Origin of the sequence: Atlantibacter hermannii (genome assembly GCF_009907385.1) — a bacterium.
Classification (GTDB): Bacteria; Pseudomonadota; Gammaproteobacteria; order Enterobacterales; family Enterobacteriaceae; genus Atlantibacter; species Atlantibacter hermannii_A.
This window is the reverse complement of record NZ_JAAATR010000112.1, coordinates 189,007-212,991: the sequence shown is the minus strand read 5'-3', so window position 1 is coordinate 212,991 and position 23,985 is coordinate 189,007. Positions and strand designations below refer to the sequence as shown.

General features: G+C 56.7%; 22 protein-coding genes and 1 pseudogene. 13 read left to right on the top strand and 10 right to left on the bottom strand.

The genetic code is table 11. The features are described 5' to 3' along the window. Nucleotides 1-111: 111 nt before the first annotated feature. Nucleotides 112-783 (bottom strand): HAD family hydrolase, encoded by a 672-nt coding sequence (locus GV764_RS21290; protein ID WP_161662041.1) that lies wholly within the window; start codon nt 781-783, stop codon nt 112-114. Between the two features lie 333 nt (nt 784-1,116). Here GV764_RS21290 and GV764_RS21285 point away from each other — a divergent pair, with 333 nt between their 5' ends. Beyond that, the gene (locus GV764_RS21285) at nt 1,117-3,012 is read left to right on the top strand and encodes a methyl-accepting chemotaxis protein (protein WP_161662039.1); all 1,896 of its coding nucleotides are present in this window, start codon (nt 1,117-1,119) and stop codon (nt 3,010-3,012) included. A gap of 68 nt (nt 3,013-3,080) precedes the next feature. Next, entirely contained in the window at nt 3,081-3,761 is a 681-nt protein-coding gene (locus tag GV764_RS21280; protein WP_161662037.1) for a type 1 glutamine amidotransferase domain-containing protein, read from the top strand. A 3-nt stretch (nt 3,762-3,764) separates the two neighbouring features. Here GV764_RS21280 and GV764_RS21275 read toward each other — a convergent pair whose 3' ends face one another. Then, nucleotides 3,765-4,388 carry a glutathione S-transferase family protein gene (locus GV764_RS21275; RefSeq protein ID WP_161662035.1) on the bottom strand — a complete coding sequence of 208 codons (624 nt, stop codon included), beginning with the start codon at nt 4,386-4,388 and terminating at the stop codon, nt 3,765-3,767. 274 nt (nt 4,389-4,662) lie between these two features. Here GV764_RS21275 and GV764_RS21270 point away from each other — a divergent pair, with 274 nt between their 5' ends. Genes GV764_RS21270 through GV764_RS21260 form a run of 3 tightly spaced genes read left to right on the top strand, consistent with a single transcriptional unit; the run spans nt 4,663 to nt 7,165 of the window. After that, nucleotides 4,663-5,679, top strand: coding sequence for a methionine ABC transporter ATP-binding protein (locus tag GV764_RS21270; RefSeq protein ID WP_161662054.1), 1,017 nt, complete (start codon nt 4,663-4,665; stop codon nt 5,677-5,679). Further along, complete coding sequence (locus GV764_RS21265) at nt 5,672-6,340, top strand: methionine ABC transporter permease (protein ID WP_161662033.1); 669 nt, start codon at nt 5,672-5,674, stop codon at nt 6,338-6,340. The genes GV764_RS21270 and GV764_RS21265 overlap by 8 nt, the downstream gene beginning before the upstream one ends. Nucleotides 6,341-6,361: 21 nt before the next feature. Beyond that, nucleotides 6,362-7,165 carry a MetQ/NlpA family ABC transporter substrate-binding protein gene (locus tag GV764_RS21260; protein ID WP_161662031.1) on the top strand — a complete coding sequence of 268 codons (804 nt, stop codon included), beginning with the start codon at nt 6,362-6,364 and terminating at the stop codon, nt 7,163-7,165. Nucleotides 7,166-7,222: 57 nt separating this feature from the next. Here GV764_RS21260 and GV764_RS21255 read toward each other — a convergent pair whose 3' ends face one another. After that, nucleotides 7,223-7,702: a carboxymuconolactone decarboxylase family protein gene (locus tag GV764_RS21255; RefSeq protein ID WP_161662029.1), complete on the bottom strand. Its 480-nt coding sequence runs from the start codon at nt 7,700-7,702 to the stop codon at nt 7,223-7,225. A gap of 120 nt (nt 7,703-7,822) precedes the next feature. Between GV764_RS21255 and pdxR the strand changes: the two genes are divergently transcribed. Continuing rightward, a complete protein-coding gene (gene pdxR, locus GV764_RS21250; RefSeq protein ID WP_161662052.1) occupies nt 7,823-9,214 on the top strand; it encodes a MocR-like pyridoxine biosynthesis transcription factor PdxR in 1,392 nt (463 codons plus the stop codon). Here the strand turns inward: pdxR and GV764_RS21245 are convergent. Together GV764_RS21245 and GV764_RS21240 are read right to left on the bottom strand one after the other, a co-directional pair. Continuing rightward, the gene (locus tag GV764_RS21245) at nt 9,211-10,986 is read right to left on the bottom strand and encodes a putative bifunctional diguanylate cyclase/phosphodiesterase (RefSeq protein WP_161662027.1); all 1,776 of its coding nucleotides are present in this window, start codon (nt 10,984-10,986) and stop codon (nt 9,211-9,213) included. The genes pdxR and GV764_RS21245 overlap by 4 nt on opposite strands. 398 nt (nt 10,987-11,384) lie before the next feature. After that, nucleotides 11,385-11,921, bottom strand: coding sequence for a GNAT family N-acetyltransferase (locus tag GV764_RS21240; protein WP_439954633.1), 537 nt, complete (start codon nt 11,919-11,921; stop codon nt 11,385-11,387). A 248-nt stretch (nt 11,922-12,169) separates the two neighbouring features. Between GV764_RS21240 and asr the strand changes: the two genes are divergently transcribed. Continuing rightward, nucleotides 12,170-12,481 (top strand): acid resistance repetitive basic protein Asr, encoded by a 312-nt coding sequence (gene asr, locus GV764_RS21235; RefSeq protein WP_161662023.1) that lies wholly within the window; start codon nt 12,170-12,172, stop codon nt 12,479-12,481. Nucleotides 12,482-12,541: 60 nt separating this feature from the next. On the opposite strand, the gene olsF is transcribed toward asr, so the two are convergent. Together olsF and hemB are read right to left on the bottom strand one after the other, a co-directional pair. Then, complete coding sequence (gene olsF, locus GV764_RS21230) at nt 12,542-14,254, bottom strand: bifunctional ornithine lipid synthase OlsF (protein WP_161662021.1); 1,713 nt, start codon at nt 14,252-14,254, stop codon at nt 12,542-12,544. A 112-nt stretch (nt 14,255-14,366) separates the two neighbouring features. Further along, nucleotides 14,367-15,344: a porphobilinogen synthase gene (gene hemB, locus GV764_RS21225; RefSeq protein ID WP_161662019.1), complete on the bottom strand. Its 978-nt coding sequence runs from the start codon at nt 15,342-15,344 to the stop codon at nt 14,367-14,369. Between the two features lie 228 nt (nt 15,345-15,572). Here hemB and GV764_RS21220 point away from each other — a divergent pair. Then, nucleotides 15,573-15,911 (top strand): annotated as a pseudogene (locus GV764_RS21220) (type II toxin-antitoxin system YhaV family toxin); the annotation flags it as partial. A gap of 57 nt (nt 15,912-15,968) precedes the next feature. On the opposite strand, the gene ampH reads toward GV764_RS21220, so the two are convergent. Next, nucleotides 15,969-17,150: a D-alanyl-D-alanine-carboxypeptidase/endopeptidase AmpH gene (gene ampH / locus GV764_RS21215; protein WP_161662017.1), complete on the bottom strand. Its 1,182-nt coding sequence runs from the start codon at nt 17,148-17,150 to the stop codon at nt 15,969-15,971. Nucleotides 17,151-17,509: 359 nt separating this feature from the next. Between ampH and sbmA the strand changes: the two genes are divergently transcribed. Both sbmA and GV764_RS21205 read left to right on the top strand, forming a co-directional pair. Beyond that, nucleotides 17,510-18,724 (top strand): peptide antibiotic transporter SbmA, encoded by a 1,215-nt coding sequence (sbmA, locus tag GV764_RS21210; RefSeq protein ID WP_161662015.1) that lies wholly within the window; start codon nt 17,510-17,512, stop codon nt 18,722-18,724. Between the two features lie 18 nt (nt 18,725-18,742). After that, complete coding sequence (locus GV764_RS21205; protein WP_161662013.1) at nt 18,743-19,828, top strand: DUF1615 domain-containing protein; 1,086 nt, start codon at nt 18,743-18,745, stop codon at nt 19,826-19,828. Nucleotides 19,829-19,830: 2 nt separating this feature from the next. Here GV764_RS21205 and GV764_RS21200 read toward each other — a convergent pair whose 3' ends face one another. Continuing rightward, nucleotides 19,831-20,148: a DUF2755 family protein gene (locus GV764_RS21200; protein ID WP_125295549.1), complete on the bottom strand. Its 318-nt coding sequence runs from the start codon at nt 20,146-20,148 to the stop codon at nt 19,831-19,833. Between the two features lie 284 nt (nt 20,149-20,432). On the opposite strand from GV764_RS21200, the gene GV764_RS21195 reads away from it, so the two are divergent. Then, a complete protein-coding gene (locus GV764_RS21195; protein ID WP_125295548.1) occupies nt 20,433-20,648 on the top strand; it encodes a DUF2754 domain-containing protein in 216 nt (71 codons plus the stop codon). Between the two features lie 3 nt (nt 20,649-20,651). Here the strand turns inward: GV764_RS21195 and ddlA are convergent, their stop codons facing one another. Continuing rightward, entirely contained in the window at nt 20,652-21,752 is a 1,101-nt protein-coding gene (gene ddlA / locus GV764_RS21190) for a D-alanine--D-alanine ligase (RefSeq protein ID WP_161662011.1), read from the bottom strand. A 128-nt stretch (nt 21,753-21,880) separates the two neighbouring features. Between ddlA and GV764_RS21185 the strand changes: the two genes are divergently transcribed. Both GV764_RS21185 and GV764_RS21180 read left to right on the top strand, forming a co-directional pair. Next, the gene (locus GV764_RS21185; RefSeq protein WP_161662009.1) at nt 21,881-22,579 is read left to right on the top strand and encodes an extensin-like domain-containing protein; all 699 of its coding nucleotides are present in this window, start codon (nt 21,881-21,883) and stop codon (nt 22,577-22,579) included. 168 nt (nt 22,580-22,747) lie between these two features. Then, entirely contained in the window at nt 22,748-23,959 is a 1,212-nt protein-coding gene (locus tag GV764_RS21180; protein ID WP_161662007.1) for a multidrug efflux MFS transporter, read from the top strand. Nucleotides 23,960-23,985 lie beyond the last annotated feature (26 nt).

Sequence of the window (23,985 nt, the reverse complement as noted above, 5' to 3'; positions counted from 1 at the left end):
TCTGAGCGAACGGAACAATTCCACCGAACGAAACCACTCCACCGAACGACCCCCCCTTCGAACGAAACCCTTCCCCCGAACGAAACTATAGCCCGATCGGATCCCCCGCCATTACTCCGGCAACTCCGTCACCCGCACCCGCTGGACCGGCGAGCGACGCTTCGACCATGCGGGATGAAAATGCCGCCAGTGGGCGTCCTGCGCCGCTGCCAGCAGTTCATAATCGCCACGCGTGTCGCCCCATGCGCGCAGATGGTACTCGCCCAGATGCCCGTAGACGCTCTCCAGACGTTTCACTTTTTGCTCGCAGCGGCAGTTGTGGCCGGTAATGCGGCCTGTCAACGTGCCGTCGCTCACTTCCAGCTGGGTGCCGATAAGCTTGATCCCCAGCCGATCGGCGAAGGGTTGCAGCACCATAGCGGGGGAGGCGGAACAGATGGTCACTTCCGCACCGGAATTTACCTCCGCCGCCACCGCCAGCAGGCCGGTGGGGCGCATCAGGCGGGTCCAGTAAATCTCGCAAAACGCCTGCGCTTTCTGGCGCACCCAGTGCTCGTCAACGCCGGTCAGGAAGGTCTGGATCAGCACTTCTTTCAGCTCGTCCCGGGTGAGTTTTTTGCGCATGCAGCGCAGGGTCGGCAAGGCCAGACGCACCATGCGCGCAGCGAATACGCGCTTGCCGAAAGCAAAGCGGAGAAAGGGAATAAAGCTGTCGTGGTGCGTCAGAGTACCGTCGAAATCAAAAACTGACAGAACTTTTGCAGCGTGTGGCGTGGTGCTCATTCCAGAAACTCCCGTAAACAAATTCATCTTTCCATTCTGTTAAGGGGGATGATAGCAGAACCCCTGCCCGCTGGCAGCGCTATGGCCGCACGTTGCTGCCTCGCCAGGTATGCGATGGCACTATTTGTTGGCGAATAGCCAGTAATAAAAAACCTATCCCTATGAAAAGTAATGCGATAATCCTTTTTCAGGCTGGTTTAATTAAAAATGCAATCTTTTCATGGCGTTATCATTTTACTGGCGTAACTTCACGCTTTCAGGCCGGACCTGCCTAAAGAAATGCCCTGCCGGGTCGTTAAATGATGTATCTCTCCTTGCATAAGCTTATACATCATGTGGAAAACAACGCACTCTCGCTTCACCCTTATGCTTATCGGCTTTTTTGTGGTTTTACTGGGGGTGACGTTTCTGGTCATTCGCCAGTTTGTGGCACCACAGCTTATCGCGACGGAAAGCGAATTGATCCGCTATAAAGTGGACGATCAGAGCGACGCCATTACCGAACAGATGAACCGCGTCAGAGCGCAGCAGCGCACGATCACCGAAGTAGTCAGCAGCCTGCAAAGCGATCAAATCGACCAGCTGCTGCCCAATCTGGTGAACCAGTACCACGATCTTAACGTGTTTGGCGGCGGGATTTGGCCGCTGCCGGGCAACCGTGCGCCGGAGCGCGACCGCTTCAGCACCTTCTTCGCGCGCGACAGCGGCGGCAACTTGCAGGTCAACACCGTCTGGAACCAGCCGGAGTCCGATAAATACTGGGAACAGCCCTGGTACAAAGACGGCATGAACGCGCCGAAGGGCGAATGCGCCTGGGCTAAAGCCTATCAGGACGCCGCCAGCCCACAGCCGCGCACCAACTGCGCCATGGCAATCTGGCGCGACGGTAAAGTCTGGGGCGTCGCCACCATTGATGTCACGCTCGGCTTCTTCAACAATCTGGCGAAGCAGATGAGCGAAGCCAGCCAGGGACGCGTCCTGATCGTTGAGCAGGACGGTAAAGTGGTCGGCAATGGCTCTCCGGAACAGGGGAAAGCGGACCTGCAATACCTGCGCGATCTGAAAATCCCGGCGGAAGCCACCGTAATGCAACTGTTGAAGCAGGCGGGTGCGGAACACGTCAGCGGCGTGTATAACGGCGAAAACGGCGAGCAAACCCTGATGGTGCAGTCCATCAGCGGCAGCCCGTGGTATCTGGTGGTGGATATTCCGTCCAGCCTGCTGTCCCGCCAGTCCTCCAGCATCATTACCCAGATTTCCCTGGTGCAGATTGGCCTTGGCCTGCTGTTGATCCTGGCGCTGTTAGGCTTTGTGCGCACCATCTTCAGAAATCTGGATGCGCTGAATAAAAACATTCTGTCGCTGTCCAGCGGCGGCGCGGATTTAACCCAGCGTCTGCCGCAAAGCAAAAGCCCGGAGTTCAACGCGGTTATCAACAGTTTCAACAGCTTTATTGCCTACCTGCAGGATTTGATGAGCCAGGTGGGGCAGAGTGCGCTGGCGATCTCCTCGGCCTCGCGCCAGATTGCCGGCGGCAACCTCGATCTTTCTTCGCGGACTGAACAGCAGTCAGCGTCGATTGTGGAAACGGCGGCGTCCATGGAGCAACTGACCAGCACGGTTCGCCAGAACGCCGACAACGCGGTGCAGGCCAATCAACTGGCGACCCAGGCCTCCGACGCGGCGCGGGAAGGGGCGACGGTAGCGAGCAAAGTGATCAGCACCATGGATAAGATCAACACCTCATCGGGCAAAGTGGTGGATATCATCGGCGTGATCGACGGCATCGCCTTCCAGACCAATATTCTGGCGCTTAACGCGGCGGTGGAAGCCGCTCGCGCTGGCGAGCAGGGCCGTGGCTTCGCGGTGGTGGCTGGCGAAGTGCGTAATCTGGCAAGCCGTAGCGCGCAGGCGGCTCAGGAGATCAAAAAGCTGATTGAAGAATCGGTCGGCAACATCGAGCAGGGCAGCGACCTGGTGCGCCAGGCCGGCACCACCATGGATGCATTGATGGAGCGGGTAGAAGGCGTGACCGTGCTGATCTCGGAAATCAGCTCCGCCAGCAGCGAGCAGAGCCGCGGCATCGACCAGATCAACCTGGCGATTAACCAGCTCGACAGCACCACCCAGCAGAACGCCGCGCTGGTAGAACAAGTCTCTGCCGCCGCGCAGTCTATGGAAGAACAATCTAACCAGCTGGAGCTGGTGGTGGCGGGCTTCAAAATCTAACCCCAACGGCTGGGCGCATCGCGTGTCTATACTTGTGTGATGGATTAACACCAGGGAGACATACCACGATGACCCAGCCAACCCGTAAACCGGTTCTGTTTGTGCTCACCAGCTACAGCGACGTGGCGCACAACATTTCCGGTTTCTATTTTTCTGAACTCGTTCATCCCTTACACGTGCTGGAACAGGCAGGCATTCCCGGCGTTCTTGCCTCAATCCAGGGCGGTCTGCCGCCGGTCTACGGCGTGGATTTGGATGATGACGTGAATGCCCGTTACTGGAATGACGAGGCGTTCCAGCAACGGCTCAGCCATACCCTCAAACTTTCGGACACCCACAGCGATGACTACAGCGCGGTGTTATTTGTCGGCGGGCACGGCACCATGTGGGATTTCCCGGATTGCCCGGACGTGCAGCGCCTGATCCGCGAGCTCTACGAAGCCGATAAACCGGTTGCCGCCGTCTGTCACGGCCCGGCGGCGCTGGTGAACGCCACGCTCAGCGACGGGCGCTATCTGGTGGAGGGCAAACGCGTCGCGGCTTTTACCGATGCGGAAGAGCGCGCGGTGAAGCTGGCGGAGGTGGTGCCGTTCTTGCTGGAAACGACCCTGAAAAGCCGTGGCGCGCTGCACCAGGCGGTGGGAGAGTGGCAGCCGCTGACCCTCGTCGACGGCAACCTGATCACCGGGCAGAACCCGCAGTCCGCCACCGGCGTCGGCGAGGCCCTGCGCGATAAACTTAACGGCTAACCGTTACGGCGTGCCGTTGTCGCCATGACGGCGGAACGCCGGGCGTTGCCCAAGCCGCGCAAACCACGCGTCTACCGCCGGGACAGCGGGGCGATCGATCGGCGTCATTTTCCAGCGGTTGACCGACAGGCCGAGCACGATATCCGCCAGCGTAAAGGTCTGCCCGGTCACCCACATCCCGCTTTGCTGGAGCGTGTGATCCAGCATGGTGATGCAACGGTTCCAGTCAGAGATGCTGGCGTCGATTTCGCTTTGCAGATTGTAAGCCGGGTTTTTGCGCACCAGCGCGTTAAAGGCATAGCGCCAGGCGCTGTTCAGCTCGGTCGCCTGCCAGTCCATCCATTTTTCCACCCGCGCCCGACCGCGTGGGGTGCTGGACAGCAAATCATCACGGCCCGCCTTACCCACCAGATAGCGGCAAATGGTATTGGATTCCCACAGCACAAAACCTTCGTCAATCAGCACCGGCACCAGCCCATTCGGGTTGAGCGCCAGAAACTCCGGCGTATCGGTTGGCGCAAAGCCGCTGCCGTAATCTTCCTGATGATATTCCAGGCCGAGTTCTTCACAGGTCCAGAGCACTTTGCGCACGTTTATCGAGGTGCTTTTTCCAAGAATTTTTAGCATTTGCCGCCGCTCTCTTTTCAGGGGGAATAAACCAACTATAGCAGCGCGCCACGCGGAAATTTTTGTCAGCGCCCAGTCTGAATGGCCAGCCAATGCGTCCTTGTAACGACTTGGCTCACCTATATATCAGTTAGCTATAACGCAGAATTATTTATTCGTTCTGTGTATCAAAACGGCTGGTTATAGTCGTTGAAAAGTGAATAACCAAAAAATGAGAAAACCTCAGTGGCGGCGCAAACCCTCGCTGGCGGGATTCCAGGGATATCAACACATCATGATTGTTTTGCGGAATATTTCGAAAATCTTCCACCACGGCAAGGATGCGCTGACCGCGGTGGATGACGTCAGTCTCGATATCGAGCGCGGACAAGTTTACGGCATTATCGGCTACAGCGGCGCGGGCAAAAGCACCCTGATCCGCCTGCTTAACGGGCTGGAAAAACCGACCTCCGGCAGTGTGACGATCGCCGGGCAAAATATCTCCGCCGCCAGCGGGGAAGCTCTGCGCCGGGCGCGGCTGAAAATCAGCATGGTGTTCCAGCACTTTAACCTGCTGTGGTCGCGCACCGTCAGCGAGAACATCGCGTTCTCGATGCAGATCGCCGGCGTCCCGAAAGCGGAAATTAAAAAGCGCGTCGCGGAACTGATCGACCTTGTCGGCCTGAACGGTCGCGAAAATGCCTATCCGTCGAAACTCAGCGGCGGCCAGAAACAGCGCGTGGGGATCGCCCGTGCGCTGGCGAATAACCCGGACGTGCTGCTGTGCGATGAAGCGACATCGGCGCTCGATCCGCAAACCACCGATCAGATCCTCGATCTGCTGGCGGACATCAATCGCCGCTTTGGCCTGACCATCGTGCTGATCACCCACGAAATGCACGTGGTGCGCAAAATCTGCGATCGCGTGGCGGTGATGGAAAATGGCCGCGTGGTGGAAGAAGGCGAAGTGCTCAGCGTCTTTACCCACCCGCAGCAGGAAATCACCCGCCAGTTTGTGCGCCAGATTAGCCAGGAGAGCGACGCGTTCGATGAAACCCTGGTGAACAACCTGGACGGCGCCATTATCAAACTGACGTTTGTCGGCCACAGCACCCATCAGCCGGTGGTGGGCGAACTGACCCTGCGCTACGGCCTGCCGTTTAACATTCTGCACGGCAAGATGAGCCAGACCGCCCACGGCGTGTTTGGTCAACTGTGGCTGCACGTCACGGCGAATAATGAACAACTGGAAAGCATCCTCGCGGATTTGCGCCAGCACGAGATCCACTGCGAGGTCATTAAACATGGATGATTCACTGTTTCCCCACCTGAAATGGCCGCAGCTGCTGGCGGCGACTCAGGAAACCTTATACATGACCGCGCTCTCCGGCGTGGCGACCTTCGCCCTCGGCATTGTGCTCGGGCTGGCGCTGTTTTTGACCGCCAAAGGCGGCCTGTTCCAGAACCGCGCGATTTACAGCGTGATTTCCATCGTGGTGAACGTGTTCCGCTCGATCCCGTTCATCATCCTGATTGTGCTGCTGATCCCGTTTACCAAAGCGATGGTCGGCACCATTCTCGGGGCCAACGCGGCGCTGCCCGCGCTGATAGTCGGCGCTGCGCCGTTCTACGCGCGTCTGGTGGAAATCGCCCTGCGTGAAGTGGATAAAGGCGTTATTGAGGCCACCCGCTCCATGGGCGCGCGCATGAGTACCCTGATTTTCCGCGTTTTGCTGCCTGAATCATCGCCCGCGTTAGTGTCAGGCATCACCGTCACCCTGATCGCCCTGGTGAGCTACAGCGCCATGGCCGGTGTGATTGGTGCGGGCGGGTTAGGTAACCTTGCTTATCTGGAAGGCTTTCAGCGTAACCATAATGACGTCACCCTGGTGGCGACGGTGACCATCCTGATCATCGTTTTCATCATTCAGTTTATTGGTGATGCCATTACCTCTTATTTAGATAAACGTTAAAAACAAAAGAGAACACACATCATGAAAAAAGTACTGACACTGATAGCAGCGGCAACCCTGAGTTTCTCCGCCTGGGCCGACACCCTGACCGTGGGCGCGTCCAACGTGCCGCACGCGGAAATTCTTGAGCAGGCGAAACCGATTCTGGCGAAGCAGGGCATCGACCTGGAAATCCGTCCGTTCCAGGATTACATCCTGCCGAACACCGCGCTGGCCAGCCGCGATATCGACGCTAACTACTTCCAGCACATCCCGTATCTGAACAGCGTGCTGAAAGATCATGCCGGCGATAAAACCTATGATTTCGTCAGCGCGGGCGCGATCCATATCGAGCCGATCGGCATCTACTCCAAAAAATACAAGTCTCTGAAAGATCTGCCGGAAAATGGCCGCGTGATCATGCGTGATGCGGTGGCGGAAGAGGGCCGTATCCTGTCTATCTTCGAAAAAGAGGGCGTGATCAAGCTGAAGCCGGGCGTGGATAAAGTTTCCGCGCGCATCAGCGACGTGGTGGAAAACCCGAAAAAATTGCAGTTCCTGCCGAACGTAGAAGGATCTCTGCTGCCGCAGATGTATAACAACGACGAAGGTGATGCGGTGGTGATTAACGCCAACTACGCCATCGACGCGGGCCTGGATCCGGTGAAAGATCCGATCGCGGTTGAGAGCGGCGAAAACAACCCGTATGCCAACATCATCACCGTGCATAAAGGCGACGAGAAGAAGAAAGATATCGTCGCGCTGGTTGATGTGCTGCACTCCAAAGAGATTCAGGACTGGATCCGTACCAAATACAAAGGCGCGGTCATTCCGGTAAATAACTGATCCTGTTACAAACAAAACGCCCGGCAGCCTGTGCTGACGGGCGTTTTGCTTTTCTTTTTAACGCAGATTAGCGCGGTCCAGGCCCTGAGCGGCATCCAGCGCGCCGGGCGTCATACGCGATAATATTTGCAGCCGGTTCCAGGTGTTGATGAGGGCGATCGCGAAGGTGAGTTCAGAGAGCTGCGTCTCGCTGAAGTGCGCCTGCATCGCGCGATACAATTCATCGCTTACCCCGTGTTCGCTAATCCGCGTTAAGGCTTCCGCCAGGGCCAGCGCCGCTTTTTCCTTTGCGCTAAACAGCGGCGACTCACGCCAAATCGACAGGTGATGGATACGCAATTCGCGCTCCTCTTTTAACTTCGCCTGTTTAACGTGCATATCCAGGCAGAACGCGCAGCCGTTCAACTGAGAAACGCGAATTTCAATCAGATTCTTAATGGTCGGATCCAGCGAGCTTTTGTGTGATGCGATGCTGGCATCAGAGAGCGCTTTCGCCAGCGCTGGCGCCGCCTGGAAATGATTTATGCGAGTCGTCATTGTCTTATCCTCTTTATGGCAGGTGATAAATGTAAAAGGGAGCATGAGGTTCCGATAAGCGATATCTTAAGAGGATATGACGTACCCGAAAGGGTCAACACCGTGAAAAACAGGTAGGACATCATGATGGGTTATCGGGAAATTTACGCGCGTTACCGGCAAAACATCCTCGCGGGGGTGTTAAAGCCGGGGGATAAGGTGCCGTCAATCCGCGTGCTGGCCGAGGAGCTTAACGTCGCCCGTAAAACCGTGGAGGCGGCGTATGCGGTACTGGTTGGCGAAGGCTACCTGGTGAGCCAGGGGGCGAAAGGTACCTGCGTAAACCCGGATCTGGTGATGTCTACCCCGCGGCCTGATATGACGCCTGACAGCGACGATACCGCGCTGAATCAGTTTCTCGATCTGCGCGACGGGGCGGGCTATTTGCGGCTTGGCATTCCGGCGCTGGATGCGTTCCCGAATAAAAAATGGCTGCTGCTGGCGGGTAAAGCGGTGCGCGGCCTGCGCCCCGGCGAGATGACCAACCCGCCGGTGATGGGCTATGCTCCGCTGCGCGAAGCCATCGCCAGCTATGTGAATATTTCCCGCGGGTTGAACTGCACGGCGGAACAGGTGTTCGTCACCAGCGGCTACCGCAGCAATTTGATGTTGATCCTCCACGCGCTGGGGGAAAATAACGATAAAGTGGTGTTTGAAGATCCGGGCTATTTTTTCGGTCAGCGGCTGTTGAAGCGCTTTGCGAGGCGACTGCACTACGTACCGGTGGACCGGCAGGGCATCGACGTGGATTACCTGCTGCGCCATCATGCCGACGCCCGCTTCGCCATCGTCACCCCCTCGCACCACAGCCCGCTCGCCGTGACGCTCTCGCTGCCGCGTAAGCACCAGTTGCTGGAGTGGGCGGCGGCCAGCCAGCGCTGGATTATCGAGGACGATTACGACGGCGAATTCCACTACACCCGCAAAGTGCTACCGGCGCTGAAAAGCCTCGATATCCACGATCGGGTGATTTACACCGGAACGTTCAGTAAAACCGTGATGCCCGCCCTGCGCATCAGCTATATCGTGATGCCGAAAACGACCATTGCGCGGTTTCGGGAAATTGGCGAAATCATGGAGGCCGGGCAGCCGGTGCTGACCCAAAAAATTCTCGCGGCGTTTCTCGGCGAAGGTCATTTCTATAAGCACCTCAAGAAAATGCGCGCGCTGTATCAGCAGCGGCGCAAGATGCTGCTGGAGGCGCTGCAAATCGTCTATCCGGGGCTGTTTGAGATAGAGCTTTCCGATGGCGGGATGCATATCGTCGCCTTCCTGCGCGCCAGCACGCGCGATAGCGAGCTGGCGGCACTGTGGCAGCGCCATCAGCTACAGGTCAGCGCGCTCTCCGGCTGGTATTGTCTGAACGCAAAACGCTATGGTCTGGTGATGAGCTACACCAATATCGCCTCGACGGAGCAGGCCATCGCGTTAATCAGCCGCCCACGCGTCGAAACCCTGGCGCTACTGGCTTAATTCGCCGCGCAGAGCGCGTGACCGGCAGCAAGGATATGCAGCGCCGCGCCCTGTTCCAGCGGGCGTGAGAAATAATAGCCCTGCATAAAATGCACGCCGCACTGCTTCAGGATGGCTACCTGGGTTTCGGTTTCCACCCCTTCGGCAATCACGTCGAAATCCAGGCTTTCAGAAATATCTTTTACCGCCTGGACAATGGTGCGGCCTTTATTTTCAATATTATTGATAAATGAGCGGTCGATTTTAATAAAGTCGATGCTCATATTGTGGATCACCGACAGGCTGGAATAACCGGTGCCGAAATCATCCACCGAGAATTTTACGCCGCGTTTCTGCAACTGGCTGACTTTGTGATAAATCGTGTGCTGTTCGGAGTGAATAATCGACTCGGTCACTTCGAGATGCAGTAAATGCGGTGGAATGGCATAGCGATCGATAAGATTATTGACGTTATCAACGAACTCTTTGTCGTAGAACTGGATTATCGAAATATTCACGCACATCGAAATACCCGACTTCAGTTTCAGCATTTCGGAGAGGATCCGGCAGGCCTCTTCCATAATCCAGTTGCCAATCTGGACAATACGCCCGCTCTGCTCCATGAGCGGAATAAATTCCGCCGGAGAAATATCCCGGCCCTGGAAATGCCAGCGCAGCAGCGCCTCGAAACTGACAATCTCGCCGTTGCCGTCGACGATGGGTTGATAAACCGCGCGAAACTCGTTGCGATCCAGCGCGTAGCGCAGCGCCTCGTTCAGGGTGATTTTGCGCCGCAGGCTTTCTTCAAGTTCATGATTATAAAAGGCGACCCGCTCCGGGTATTTGCCTTTTTGCGAATACATGGCGATATCTGCCAGCTGGATCAGTCGGGTGATGGAGGTATCGTGTTCCGGGCACACCGCAATGCCAATGGTTGCGCCCAGGGTAATGGTCTGGTCATCCAGCAGGATCGGGCGAGACAGGCTGGTGACCATATTCTCCGCCAGTTGCCAGGTAAGATGACGGTCGGTTTCGGTGGTCAGATAAATAAATTCATCTCCGCCCCAGCGGCAGATTAAATTCCCCTGGCGATAAAAATCATTCAGCCGGGCGCTGAGTGAAATCAGCACCATATCGCCAATATCATGGCCGAGGGTATCATTGATATTTTTGAAGCCGTCTAAATCGATAAAGAAAATTGAAAAGCCTTTTTCCCGGTTGTTTTTGTAGCGGTTAGCGATCTCTTCGGCGGCGGACAAAAACGAAACCCGGTTATAAAGCCCGGTAAGCGCATCGATATGGGATATTTCGTACACTTCCTGGGTACGCCGTTTGATGGTTTTTTCCATTCGCTCTAACAGCGTTTGATTCCGGTAGCGTAATAAGATGGCTTCTTTAATATAGCGGGCGGCTTTCATAGAGGAAATAATCATCGTCAGGGTAAAACAGACGCCGAGAAAACCTAAATTTACCCGAAACTGCTCCGGCTGGAGGATTAACAGCACCGACATGGGCAACAGGATAATAATGTTATACAGCGAGGATAACATCATGTTACCGGATAATACGCTGGTGGCACCGCCCGCCATGGCGGAAAGAATAACAATGGCGGCGGTAAATTCTTCCGTCGAAAACGTGTGATAAAAACAGAGGATATAGGCGCTCCAGATGGTCGCCGTAAGCAGACAGCCGGATGAAAAACGTACAATCCAGGAAATATCGCCTTTGCGCGTGGCGCTGGCATTTACCCATAATTGGGTATCGATGATGCGAATAATGAGGACCACCATCATCAGTCCCCACCAGGTCAATTTGGTGAACAGATTGCTTGAATTAAGAAATGAAAAGGCCAGGGTAGAGGAAGTGATAAAGGTGATTAAGATGCCAGGTAGCGCATTGTTGTATAACAGTTTTACCCCTTCTGACAGGTATAGCTTTGTATGTTCTTGATTTTTAGGCATTATTATTCACACCGCTGTCATACCGTGATGGCTAATACATTAATATGGCTTATGTAAAAGGAGTCGTAAAACTATTATCGGCCAGGATGGCAAAAATGTTAATAATTTTGCGTTTGCGCAACTGGACAGGGGCGGCAGGATAATATATCGGCGAGCAATAAAAATTATCCGGCAAATTTTCATCAGAAAGTGACGCATTGCCGGTTAATTGTACGATAGCGGAATCAACCTTATTTGAGGTCCAGAGGCTTGTAGTAATAGGTAGTAGAGCACGATGCGCCATCCGGCATCAGCGCATAATGGGGGATCTCTCCCACCCGCTGCCAGCCCGCCTGCTGATAAAAAGTTTCCGCGCCGCTTCCCGTGGCGGTATCCAGCACCAGCACCGATCTGTTTTCCCGGGCCGCCTGGCTTTCCAGCTCGTCCATAAGCAGTTGGGCAATACCCTGACGCCGGGCGCGAGGGCTGACCAGCAGCTTCGCGACATCCGCGCGGTGCGGCTGGTTTTCCGGCTGATCGAGGAGAAGTTGCACCGTGCCGGTTATCTGTTGTTGCTCGTTCAGCGCCACCAGAACAATCCGCTCCGCGCGCGCGGCGCTGTCCGCTACCCGGCGCCAGAACGCCTGCGCCTTGTCATGGGTCATCGGCAGCATAAAACTCACCGATGCGCCGTCATTCACGCAGTCGATCAGTAACTGGCTTAAGGCATCCAGTTGCGCCTGAATTTGCGGCGCGCTAAGGGGGGTGATGGTGGTCATTTTACTCAAGCCTGATTGCAGAAGATAAATTACCTTGTCAGGAAGCCGCTGGGCTGACAAGCGACAGGTTAAGAGGTTTTTCTTATGACGACGCGGACTGCTCCGCGGCAAATCCGGCTGATCCTGCGCCGGGTTTGCCGCGTGTACATTTGGTTACGCGCCGATACCAATCACTCACGGAAGGCTATCCCTCACATCACTATAGTGAACTCAACGGCCCACAGGGGCTGAATCACACACTACTTGAGGGTTATAAAATGAAAAAAGTATTAGCGCTGGTTGTTGCTGCCACTATGGGCCTGTCTGCTGCGGCATTCGCTGCTGATACCACCGCAGCGCCGGCTACCGCCACTGCCGCGCCGGCGAAAGCGCACACCACCCAAACGACCCATAAGAAAAAACACGCGAAAGTCGAGCAGAAAGCCCAGGCGGCGAAAAAGCACCACAAAAAAGCTGCGGTGAAACCGGCCTCTGAACCGGCTGCCCAGAAAGCCCAGGCGGCTAAAAAACATCACAAAAAAGCTACCCACAATGCGGCGGCAAAACCGGCTGCTCAGCCAGCAGCATAATGAAACACCCGGCGAACCGGGTGTGATGAAGAACCCTGATTCCCGCCGGAATCGGGGTTTTTATTTTTCTGCCGCCTGATGCGCGGCGATATAACGTTGATAGCGCGAGGCCTTGATAAAGGTTAAATCCACCAGCACCAACCCGTCGATGCAATGGTTAAACGCCGGATCGCTGCCGAAGTCGATAAACTGCACGCCGCCCGGCTCACACAGTTCCGAATACTGCTTATACAGCGGGGGAATGCCGCAGCCCAGATTGCCGAGTAGCGATTTCAGCCGGGTGAGATCGTCGTGATAATTCTCGCCGGTGAACTCCCGCAGCACATCGGGCAGCGACGCGGGGCAGGGCCGACGCGATGCCGCCAGCGGATGGGAGGGCGGAAACCACAGCCGGTAAAAGGCAATCAGCAACTCGCTGGCGGCAGGCGGTAATCCGCCGGAAATCGAGACCGGCCCGAACAGATAGCGGTACTGCGGATAGCGGGCCAGATAGGCCCCGATCCCGGACCATAAATAATCCAGCCCGCGTCGCCCCCAGTACTGAGGTTGAATAAAGCTGCGACCCAGTTCAATCCCCTGATCGAGCACGCTGTTCATCTGCTGGTCGTAGTGAAACAAGCTGTGGCTGTAGAGCGCCTCGTGTCCGCGCGCGTCAATGGCCTCGCGGGTTGGGATAAAACGGTAGGCGCCGACGATTTCCAGCTCCTCGTCATCCCACAGGATCAGATGCCAGTATTCATCGTCATAGCGGTCGATATCCCGCCGCTTGCCGGAACCTTCCCCCACGGCGCGAAACGCCACTTCCCGCAGACGGCCCAGCTCGCGCAGAATCGGCGCATCCTCAACGCCGTTGCGCCGCCACAGCCAGATGCGTTTGCCGTCTGGCGTTGTGCCTAATGACTCTGCTTCCAGCAATGCCCGGCGCAGCGTGATACGCGACTCCGCCGGGGCGATGGCGCTTTCGCTGCGAAAACAGCCTTCCTTCCCTGCGCCCGTCAGCAACAGGTGCTGGCGAAAGCGGCTGGCGGTTTCCCGCGCTGAATGATTCGGCGCATGCCAGGCGTGCCAGGGGATGCGTTCGCCGATGCGCAGCGTGACGCGACTGCCGCGTTTGGTAAACATTTCGCGGATCAGCAGCAGCATGGCGAATGACGGCGACAGCAGGCTGCTGGCGTAAAACGCCAGGCTGTTGCGTCCGGCGATATGCACCGGCAGTACGGTGGCGCGGTGTTTACCGGCAATTTTCACAAAACCGGCGTTCCACGGGCTTTCCTGAATCCCGTTAATCCCCATGCGCGCCACTTCTCCGGCGGGAAAGAAAATCAGCGCGCCGCCGCTGGCCAGATGGTCATCCATCTCTTTCACCGACGACTTGCGGGTGCGATTGCCGAGGTTATCGACCCGGATAAACAGCGAAGCGAGCGGCTGCAAATGGCCGAGCAGCGGATTGGTCACCACCTTGATATCCCTGCGCACCCGGGAAACGGCATTCAGCAGCGCCAGCCCGTCGAGAGTGCCGGTGGGATGGTTGGCGGCAATCACCAGCGGGCCGGTTTCAGGGATTTGTTCAAGGTCGCGGGCGGGAATATCACAGTCGATTTGCAGATGTTCAAGCACTTGCTCCACCATATCCAGCCCCCGAAGGTGCCGGTACTGGCTGGCGAAATCATGAAATTCCTGCTCGTACAATACGCGTTTTAAGGTGCGTTTTAGCCAGGGGGATGCGGGTGCGGTGGGCCATAAATCATCGAGAACGCTATCGATGCTGAACATGGTCGTCTCTCCAGTCGTTTTGAGCTGACGGTAGACCAGATTTATGACCGTGGGATTTCACAGCAGTGACGCGGGGATGGCAGCAAGGGAGCCGCAGCTCCCTTGCGGAGGGTTACAGGATCTTCTTCTCGGCCAGATCGAGGGCAAAATAGCTGAAGATCAGATCCGCGCCCGCGCGTTTAATCGCGCCCAGGCTTTCGAGTATCACTTTCTCTTCATCAATCGCGCCCGCCTGAGCGGCGAATTTGATCATCGCGTATTCACCGCTCACCTGGTATGCGCCCAACGGCAGGGTCGTGCGCTCGCGGATATCGCGCAGCACGTCCAGATAAGCCCCGGCCGGTTTCACCATCAGCGCGTCCGCGCCTTCCGCTTCGTCGATCAGTGATTCACGGATCGCTTCGCGGCGGTTCAGCGGGTTCATCTGATAGGTTTTACGATCGCCCTTCAGCGCGGTGCCTGCAGCTTCGCGGAACGGGCCGTAGAACGATGAGGCAAATTTAGTGGAGTAAGAAAAGATGGCGGTATCGGTGAAGCCCGCGGCGTCCAGCGCCTGGCGAATAGCTTTTACCTGGCCGTCCATCGCTGCGGACGGGGCGATAAAATCTGCGCCCGCAGCGGCGGCGACCACCGCCTGTTTGCCGAGATTCGCCAGGGTCGCGTCATTATCCACGCCATGATCGCACAGTACGCCGCAGTGGCCGTGGGAGGTGTATTCGCAGAAACAGGTATCGGACATGACGATCATTTCCGGTACTGCATCTTTGCAGATGCGCGACATACGCGCCACCAGGCCGTTTTCATTCCAGGCATCGCTGCCGGTGGCGTCGGTGTGATGAGAAATACCAAACGTCATTACCGAGCGGATCCCGGCGCTGGCGAAGCGTTCGATCTCGCGGGCCAGGTATTTTTCAGGAATACGCATGACGCCCGGCATCGCGCTAATGGCTTTGTAATCATCGATCTCTTCTTCAACAAAGATGGGCAACACCAGATCGTTTAAGGTCAGGGTTGTCTCTTCGAACATAGCGCGCAGCGCGGGCGATTGACGCAGACGGCGCGGGCGAGAAATCAGGGAGAAATCAGACATGGTAGCGATCTTATGTGAGTCAAAGAGACCGCCATTTTACCCGAAGTGACGAAATTTTGTTTCGCGAATCTCGGCGTAATGAGAGCAATGCAATTGCATTGGACGTATACCGTTAAATGGAAAGTGTATCAACACCCCTGTTTTGTTGCCCGGGTTAAGGCGCTTCGGGATGAGGTAGCCGCGCTCAAACATCACTGTCCTGACGACTAGCGAAACCAGGCGGCAACCAGGCTGTTAGCGGCTATCAACAAAGCCCGCCAGGATATCTCTGCTGGTCCAACCCAGGCAAAGTATCGCCTGGGTGACACGTTGGGCGTGGGCGACAGGCACTGGTTTCGGGCAACGTTTCTCGGCCAGTATCGCTTATTTTTTCGCTATAGCCTGAGAGAACGCATCATTATCCTCGCATGGGTCAATGATTCGCAAACGAAGCGTGCTTATGGCAATAAGCGGGATGCATATAAGGTTTTCGGTGAAATGTTGGCATCAGGGCATCCACCGGACGACGGGGAAACCTTACTCAAAGAGACGGTGAAGCAAGTCAGCCTGAGTCTGTGCGCACCGTAACCCTGAAATGTACAAAACCCGGCATAACGCCGGGTTTGTTGTTTTCAGCCGCCAGGTTTACTCATCGCTCGCCGTAACCTGGGCTGACGCGGTAACGACCACCGGCTTATTGCCGGTCAGCTCGGTGACCAGGTTATTCACCCCGTCGCTCATATTCACAAAGCGGGTGAGCGGTGAACGGGTCACCACCACGAAAACGCCAATGTTGCTTTGCGGCACCATCGCCATATAGGTGATGAACCCGCCGCCGCCGCCAGTTTTCTGAATGATGCCCGGACGGCCATTCTTCGGTTGCATGTACACCCAGCCCAGGCCCAGCGCGTCGGCGCGGCCCGGGACGTCCATGCCGATCACTTTAGTGAACTGGCTGCGCTGGTAAATCAGCGTCTGCATCCGGTCCGCCTGGCTGGTGCGGGTATGGAAATCGGAGGCCAGAAACTGCTGCATCCAGCGCATCATGTCGTCAGGCGTTGAGTAGATCCCTCCGCTGCCAATGGCCGCCAGGGTGTTGTTGCACGGGCTGGCGCCTTTTTCCGCCACCATCAAGCGACGGCACTGATCGGGCGATGGCGTAAAGGTGGTGTCTTTCATGCCGAGCGGGCGGGCGATGTACTCGTCAAACAGCTGCGGATACGGCTTGCCAGCCGCGCGGGACAGGGCATCCGCCAGCAGATCGAAGGCGATATTGGAGTAGGCGACAACGGTGCCGGGCGCGGCTTTTAAATTCGCGGTGGCAAGCCAGTTCCAGCGCTGCTCACGGGTCGGCCAGACAAACACCGGGCGATGCGCCGCGCCGCCCGGCTGCTCGCGGGGCAGGGCGCTGGTATGGGTCGCCAGGTTCACCAGCGTAATCGGTTTACCCTGATAGGTCGGCACCCGCGCGCCGGGAGGGGCATATTTACTGAGCGGGTCGTCGAGTTTTACCGTTCCCTGATCGAGCAGTTTCACCAGCATTTCGCTGGTCATCAGTTTAGTGAGCGAGGCCACGCGCACCACGGAATCGAGCTGTGGGCGCACATTATTGCCCGGGCGGGTTTCGCCAAAGCTGCGGAACACCCGCTGGTTGCCGTCAATCACCACCAATGCCATGCCCGTCGCACCGCTGCCATAAAAAATATGCTCAGCGTAACGGTCAGTGATTTCGGAAGCGAAGACCGGATCGGGGGAAGTTTGCGCCTGGCTTGCGGCAGGCAGCAGCACGGCACTCAGTGCGGCGAAAATAAGCAGACAACGTTTCAACGAAGCAATCCATTCAGTCAGTGGCGGTAAAGGCTATTTATACTACGGTTGCCGCTCCGGCAATGGGCGGATTAACGAAGTGTAGCGAGAAAAAACGTAACCACGGGTTACAGTGGCCCATTTTTTGTCACGGCTCACAGCGCAAGCTGTTAAAAAGCCGGGAGTACGCTACGTTTTTAACGTTGAGTACGCAGCGGAACAGTTTGTTACCGAATGCAGCCGGAACTAACCAGGCCGCGCTGTGTCTGATTGTCGCTGCCCTGAGGCAAATTTTTGGGTTGTGATTCAACCCTGGACTGGATGTAAAAACGTTACGCGCAGCAATCGCGATAACAACAAGAATGAGCAGGAGTGTAGTGATGTTTAAATCGTTCTTTCCCAGGCCGACCGCCTTTTTTTTGTCGGCGTTTATTTGGGCGATGATCGCCGTGATCTTCTGGCAGGCCGGCGGCGCAGAGTGGGCCGGAAGGCTGGTAGGCGCAAGTAAAGAGGTGCCCATTAGCGCCGCGCGCTTCTGGTCGCTCAGCTATCTGACTTTTTACGCCTATTATGCCCTTTGCGTGGGCCTGTTCGCGCTGTTCTGGTTTATCCGCAGCCCGCATCGCTGGCAATACTGGTCGATTCTCGGCTCCGCGTTGATTATTTTCGTCACCTGGTTTCTGGTGGAAGTGGGGGTGGCGGTCAACGCCTGGTATGCGCCGTTCTACGATCTGATCCAGACCGCCCTCAGTTCGCCGCACAAAGTTTCTATCAATCAGTTCTACCGTGAAGTGGGCGTATTCCTGGGTATCGCCCTGATCGCGGTGGTGGTGAGCGTGCTGAACAACTTTTTTATCAGCCACTATGTGTTCCGCTGGCGTACCGCAATGAACGAATACTACATGACGCACTGGCAGCGCCTGCGCCATATCGAAGGTGCCGCCCAGCGTGTGCAGGAAGACACCATGCGTTTTGCATCCACGCTGGAGAGCATGGGCGTCAGCTTTATTAACGCCATCATGACGCTGATCGCCTTTTTGCCGGTGCTGGTGGCGCTCTCCCCGCACGTAAAAGAGTTGCCGATAATCGGTTATGTGCCTTATGGCCTGGTGATCGCCGCGATTATCTGGTCGCTGATGGGCACCGGGTTGCTGGCGGTGGTGGGGATCAAACTGCCGGGGCTGGAATTTAAAAATCAACGGGTGGAAGCCGCCTACCGTAAAGAGCTGGTTTACGGCGAAGATGACGCCAACCGCGCCACCCCGCCGACGGTGCGTGAACTGTTCGGCGCGGTGCGTCGCAACTACTTCCGCCTCTACTTCCACTACATGTACTTCAACATCGCGCGCATTTTGTATTTGCAGGTGGATAACGTATTCGGCTTGTTCCTGCTGTTTCCGTCGATTGTGGCGGGTACGATTACCCTCGGCCTGATGACCCAAATCACCAACGTGTTCGGCCAGGTGCGCGGGGCGTTCCAGTATCTGATCAGCTCCTGGACCACGCTGGTGGAACTGATGTCGATCTATAAGCGTCTGCGCAGTTTCGAACGCGAGCTGGATACGCCGCAGCAGGAGATGGCCGAAGCGAATTAACCCACACACGGAGCGCGAATGCGACTGCAAAACGGAAAACACGTCAGCCTGCTGGCACTTTTGGTGCTGGCGGGATGCGCCGGCAAACCCACGCCGGAGAAACCCTCCGGCCCCACGGTAGACGTGGCGCAAACGGTGAAGCGTAAAATGCCCGCCAGCGTGAAAGATCGCGACGGCTGGGCGAAGGAAATCGCCACGGCATTCGACAGCCAGAAAATCGCCCCGACGGAAGAAAACGTCTGTTCAGTGCTGGCGGTGGCCGAGCAGGAGGCCAACTACCAGGCCGACCCGGTAGTGCCGGGGCTAAGTAAAATCGCCTGGAAAGAGATTGAGCGGCGAGCCGACCGGGTTCACGTACCGATGTTTTTGGTACGTACCGCGTTGATGATCACATCGCCCAACGGCAAGAGCTACAGCGAACGTCTGGACAAGGTGACCACTGAAAAACAGCTTAGCGCCATTTTCGACGACTTTATCGGCATGGTGCCTATGGGCCAGACGCTGTTCGGCAATCTTAATCCGGTGCATACCGGCGGCCCAATGCAGGTCAGCATTGCGTTTGCCGAAGCCCATACCCGCGGCTACCCGTGGAAAATGGACGGCACGGTGCGCCAGGAAGTGTTCAGCCGCCGTGGCGGATTGTGGTTCGGGATTTACCATCTGCTAAACTACCCGGCGAATTACACCCAGCCGTTGTACCGCTACGCCGACTTTAACGCCGGATGGTACGCCAGCCGCAACGCCGCTTTCCAGTACGCCGTGAGCAAGGCCAGCGGCGTGAAACTGGCGCTGGACGGCGATCTGATCCGCTACGACAGCGACGAGCCGGGCAACACCGAACGGGCGGTGCGCAAGCTAAAAACCGGGCTGAGCGACAGCGAGATCCATCGCGCCCTGAAGAAAGGTGACGCGTTAGATTTCGAAGAAACCACGCTGTACAGGAAAGTGTTTGAACTGGCGGAGAAGAAAACCGGTAAGCCGCTGGCGCGTGAAATGCTGCCGGGTATTCAGCTTGAGAGCCCGAAAATCACCCGCAATCTCACCACGGCGTGGTTTGCGAAGCGGGTTGACGATCGTCGGGCTCGCTGCATGAACAAATCGTAAGGTTAATAGCGTCGTTGTTGAAAGCGCAGCCACAGGCTAATCGCCGCCGCGATCAGGCAGCCCACTAAAAAGGGCACCAGTCCAAAGATCGTGCCGACCAGCATTCCTATCTCGATGTGCGGTCGGCCGTTCTCCTTCACATCAAGTTGCATCAAGTGCTCAAACACACCGGGTGCATTCACCAACATGTTCAGAATCTGCGATCCGACCCAGAAGCAGAACAGGACAAAAACCGCGTACGCGATGTTGCCGAGCGTGGTCGACGGCTCGCGCTTTTTCCCTGCGATGATGGTGGACTTCGACAAAGTAAACTCTGCCATAATGACCTCCCGGAAACGCATAAAACCCAGGCATTTCGCCTGATGACTCACAGGCGAGTCTGACAGTTGATCGCAAATGTCAATATCGGATTTCTGGTAAATTCGTGTCCAGATTCCTCCTGGATGTCAGAAGTCTGTCTGTAGTCACATTTTTGTAACTTTTGTGAATGGCGATTAACATCATGCTTTTGACCTATTTGTCACGGCGTGTAAAGGCGCGCGCCGTGCCGCAGACAGCCTGAAAGCGATATGCGATGATGCCGTTTTTCTTCTCTGGAGCGACCATGAATTTGCCCGCAAAAATTCGCCGCGACTGGCACTACTACGCCGTCGCTATCGGCCTGATTTTTATTATGAATGGCGTTGTCGGCCTGCTGGGTTTTGAAGCCAAAGGCTGGCAAACCTATGCGGTAGGGCTGGTGACCTGGGTGATTAGCTTCTGGCTGGCGGGGCTGGTGATCCGTCGGCGTCCGGAAGAATCGGACGCCGCGCAAGAGTAACGATTACAACGTGATAGTGCTCTTCAGGGCGCTATCCTGGGCATGGCGCTCCAGCGCCAGCTCAATCAGCCGGGTAATCAGCTGCTGATAGCTGATGCCGCTGGCCTGCCACAGTTTCGGATACATACTGATATTGGTAAAGCCGGGCAGGGTGTTGATCTCATTGATAATCACCTGATTATCCGGCGTCAGGAACACATCCACCCGCGCCATGCCGCTGCACTCCAGGGTCTGGTACGCCTGTACCGCAATGGCGCGGATGTTGTCGTTAATGTCCGCCGGGATCGCCGCAGGCACTTCCACCCGCGCGGCGTTGCCGTCAATGTATTTGGTGTCGTAAGAGTAGAACGCGCTGTTGACGACGATCTCGCCGCAGGTACTGGCCTCTGGACGATCGTTGCCCAGCACGGCGCATTCGATTTCCCGGCCCACGATCCCGGTTTCCACCACCACTTTATGATCGAATTCAAATGCCAGATCGACCGCTGCACGGTATTCCGCCTCGTTGGTGACTTTGCTGACGCCCACCGATGAACCCTGGTTGGCCGGCTTCACAAACATCGGCACGCCCAGCTTAGTTACAACATACTCAAAGTCATACTGCGAGCGGTTGGCGCGGGTCAGGGTGACAAACGGCGCAACGGCCAGGCCGGCATCGCGCAAAAGGCGCTTGGCGACGTCCTTATCCATGCTGACGGCGGAGCCCAGTACGCCGGAACCCACAAACGGCAGGTTCGCGACGCGCAGTAATCCCTGCAGGCAACCATCTTCACCCAGCGAGCCGTGAACGATGGGGAAAATCACATCCACCTGCGGCAGGGCGTCATGGCTGTGGGTTTCGATAAACTGCCGCGCGGTCTGGCCGGGAATGAGCGCCAGGGTTTTCTCCGAACGGTTAAGAGCAATATGCGCGGGATCGTGGGCGTTAATCAGGTATCCGCTGGCGTCATTGACGTGCCATTCGCCCTGTTTATCAATACCCATCAGCACCACGTCAAACTTCTCTTTATCAATGGCGTCGACGATATTTTTCGCTGACTGAAGTGATACCTCGTGTTCAGAGGATTTGCCGCCAAACACAATCCCTACCCGCAGTTTTGCCATTTCTCTGTCCATCTCATAAAAATCAAAGCACACAACATATCACGCACAATTCCGCTATTCATGCTCAATCGTAGGGGAAGGCAGATGTCAGCCGCTATACTGGTAGTTCACAGGAACGGAGGGCGTGGATGGCGACGACGGGCGGAATGGTTACCGGATTTTTACTCACTGCACTGGCGGGGTGGGGGCTGTATGAATATCTGCCGCCGCAGTATAACCCCTTCGCACCCCTCTCCCCCGGCGACCCGCCCACCATGGTGACCCGCTATAAGCTGCGTCAGCTCGCCAACGACCCGGCGGCCTGTATGGCGGTGCTCAGACAAGCCAGCGAGCAGGGAATGATCCAGTTTCGCGAGCAAGCCAGCACCACCGGCAACTGTCCGCTGGATTCTCCGGTGCGCGTTACGCGCTTTGGCGAGGTGCAGCTCAGCAGCAGCTTTCTGGCCAGTTGCCCGCTGGCGCTGAGTTCGGCGATGTACGTTCAGCAGCGCGCGGTGCCGACGGCGCAGCAGATCATGGGCAGCCCGCTGCGGCGTATCGATCACCTTGGCAGTTTCGCCTGCCGCAATATCTATAACCGCGAGCAGGCGCGGCGCAGCGAACACGCCACGGCGGATGCGCTGGACATCAGCGGTTTTCGCTTCGCCAACGGTCAGCAAATCACGGTGCGAAAAGGATGGAATGAAAGCGGGCCGCGCGGCGAGGTGATGCGCGAACTGTTCAGCCACAGCTGCGCGTTTTACGGCAATTCCCTTGGGCCGAACTACAACGCCGCCCATGCCGATCATTTCCATCTAGGCATGCGCGGATTTGGGATCTGCCGTTAAAGCATATTCCCCGGCGAGCAGGCGGTTATTTCGTGATGCATATCACGGCAAAGCGCTTTTGTGTGATAAATCACTGAATTTCTTTACAGCGCAGGAATCGCAAGAAGTCGCAGGCCGACTCTTGCTACCCTGCCATAAAATCGTCACATCTTATTGAAAACGCGCCTCATGGAATCCTGGAAAGTTAATCTTATCTCTGTCTGGTTCGGCTGCTTTTTTACCGGGCTGGCCATCAGCCAGATTTTACCGTTTTTGCCGCTGTACGTGGCCCAGCTTGGCGTCACGTCCCATGAGGCGCTGTCGATGTGGTCGGGGCTGACCTTTAGCGTCACGTTTCTGGTTTCCGCGATTGTTTCGCCGATGTGGGGGAGCCTGGCGGACCGCAAAGGCCGCAAACTGATGCTGCTGCGCGCGTCGCTGGGCATGGCGGTGGCGATCCTGCTACAGGCCTTCGCCACCAACGTCTGGCAGCTGTTTTTCCTGCGCGCCCTGATGGGCCTGACCTCAGGCTACATTCCCAACGCCATGGCGCTGGTGGCATCCCAGGTGCCGCGCGAGCGCAGCGGCTGGGCGCTGAGTACCCTGTCAACCGCACAGATCAGCGGCGTGATAGCCGGGCCGCTGATGGGCGGCTTTCTGGCGGACTGGGTAGGGTTGCACTGGGTCTTTTTACTCACCGCGGGCTTATTAATGGTCAGTTTTGTGGTGACGCTGTTGTTTATTAAAGAGGGTATACGCACGGTGGTCACCAAAGATCAGCGTCTGAGCGGCAAAGCGGTGTTCGCGTCATTACCCTATCCGGGCCTGATCGTTAGCCTGTTCGTTACCACCCTGGTGATCCAACTGTGTAACGGTTCGGTGGGGCCGATTCTGGCGCTGTTTATCCAGTCGCTCGCGCCGGACAGCGGTAACATTGCGTTTTTGAGCGGCCTGATTGCCGCAGTGCCTGGCGTTTCGGCCTTAATGAGCGCGCCGCGCCTCGGGAAACTGGGCGATCGCATCGGCACCGCGCGCATTCTGATGGCGACGCTAATCGTCGCCGTGGCGCTGTTTTTCGCCATGTCGTTTGTCACCAACCCGGTGCAACTGGGTATCCTGCGGTTCCTGCTGGGTTTTGCCGATGGCGCCATGCTGCCAGCGGTGCAAACGCTGTTATTGAAATATTCCAGCGACCAGATCACCGGGCGTATTTTTGGGTACAACCAGTCGTTTATGTATCTGGGCAACGTCGTTGGGCCGTTGATGGGTGCGGGCGTCAGCGCCGCTGCCGGATTTCGCTGGGTATTTATCGCGACGGCGCTGGTAGTACTGATTAATATTGTCCAGCTTGCGGTTGCACTTAATCGCACCGCCGCCAAAAGACGCGCGGCAAGGCGTTGATGTATCATATATTTATTGGCGTGATT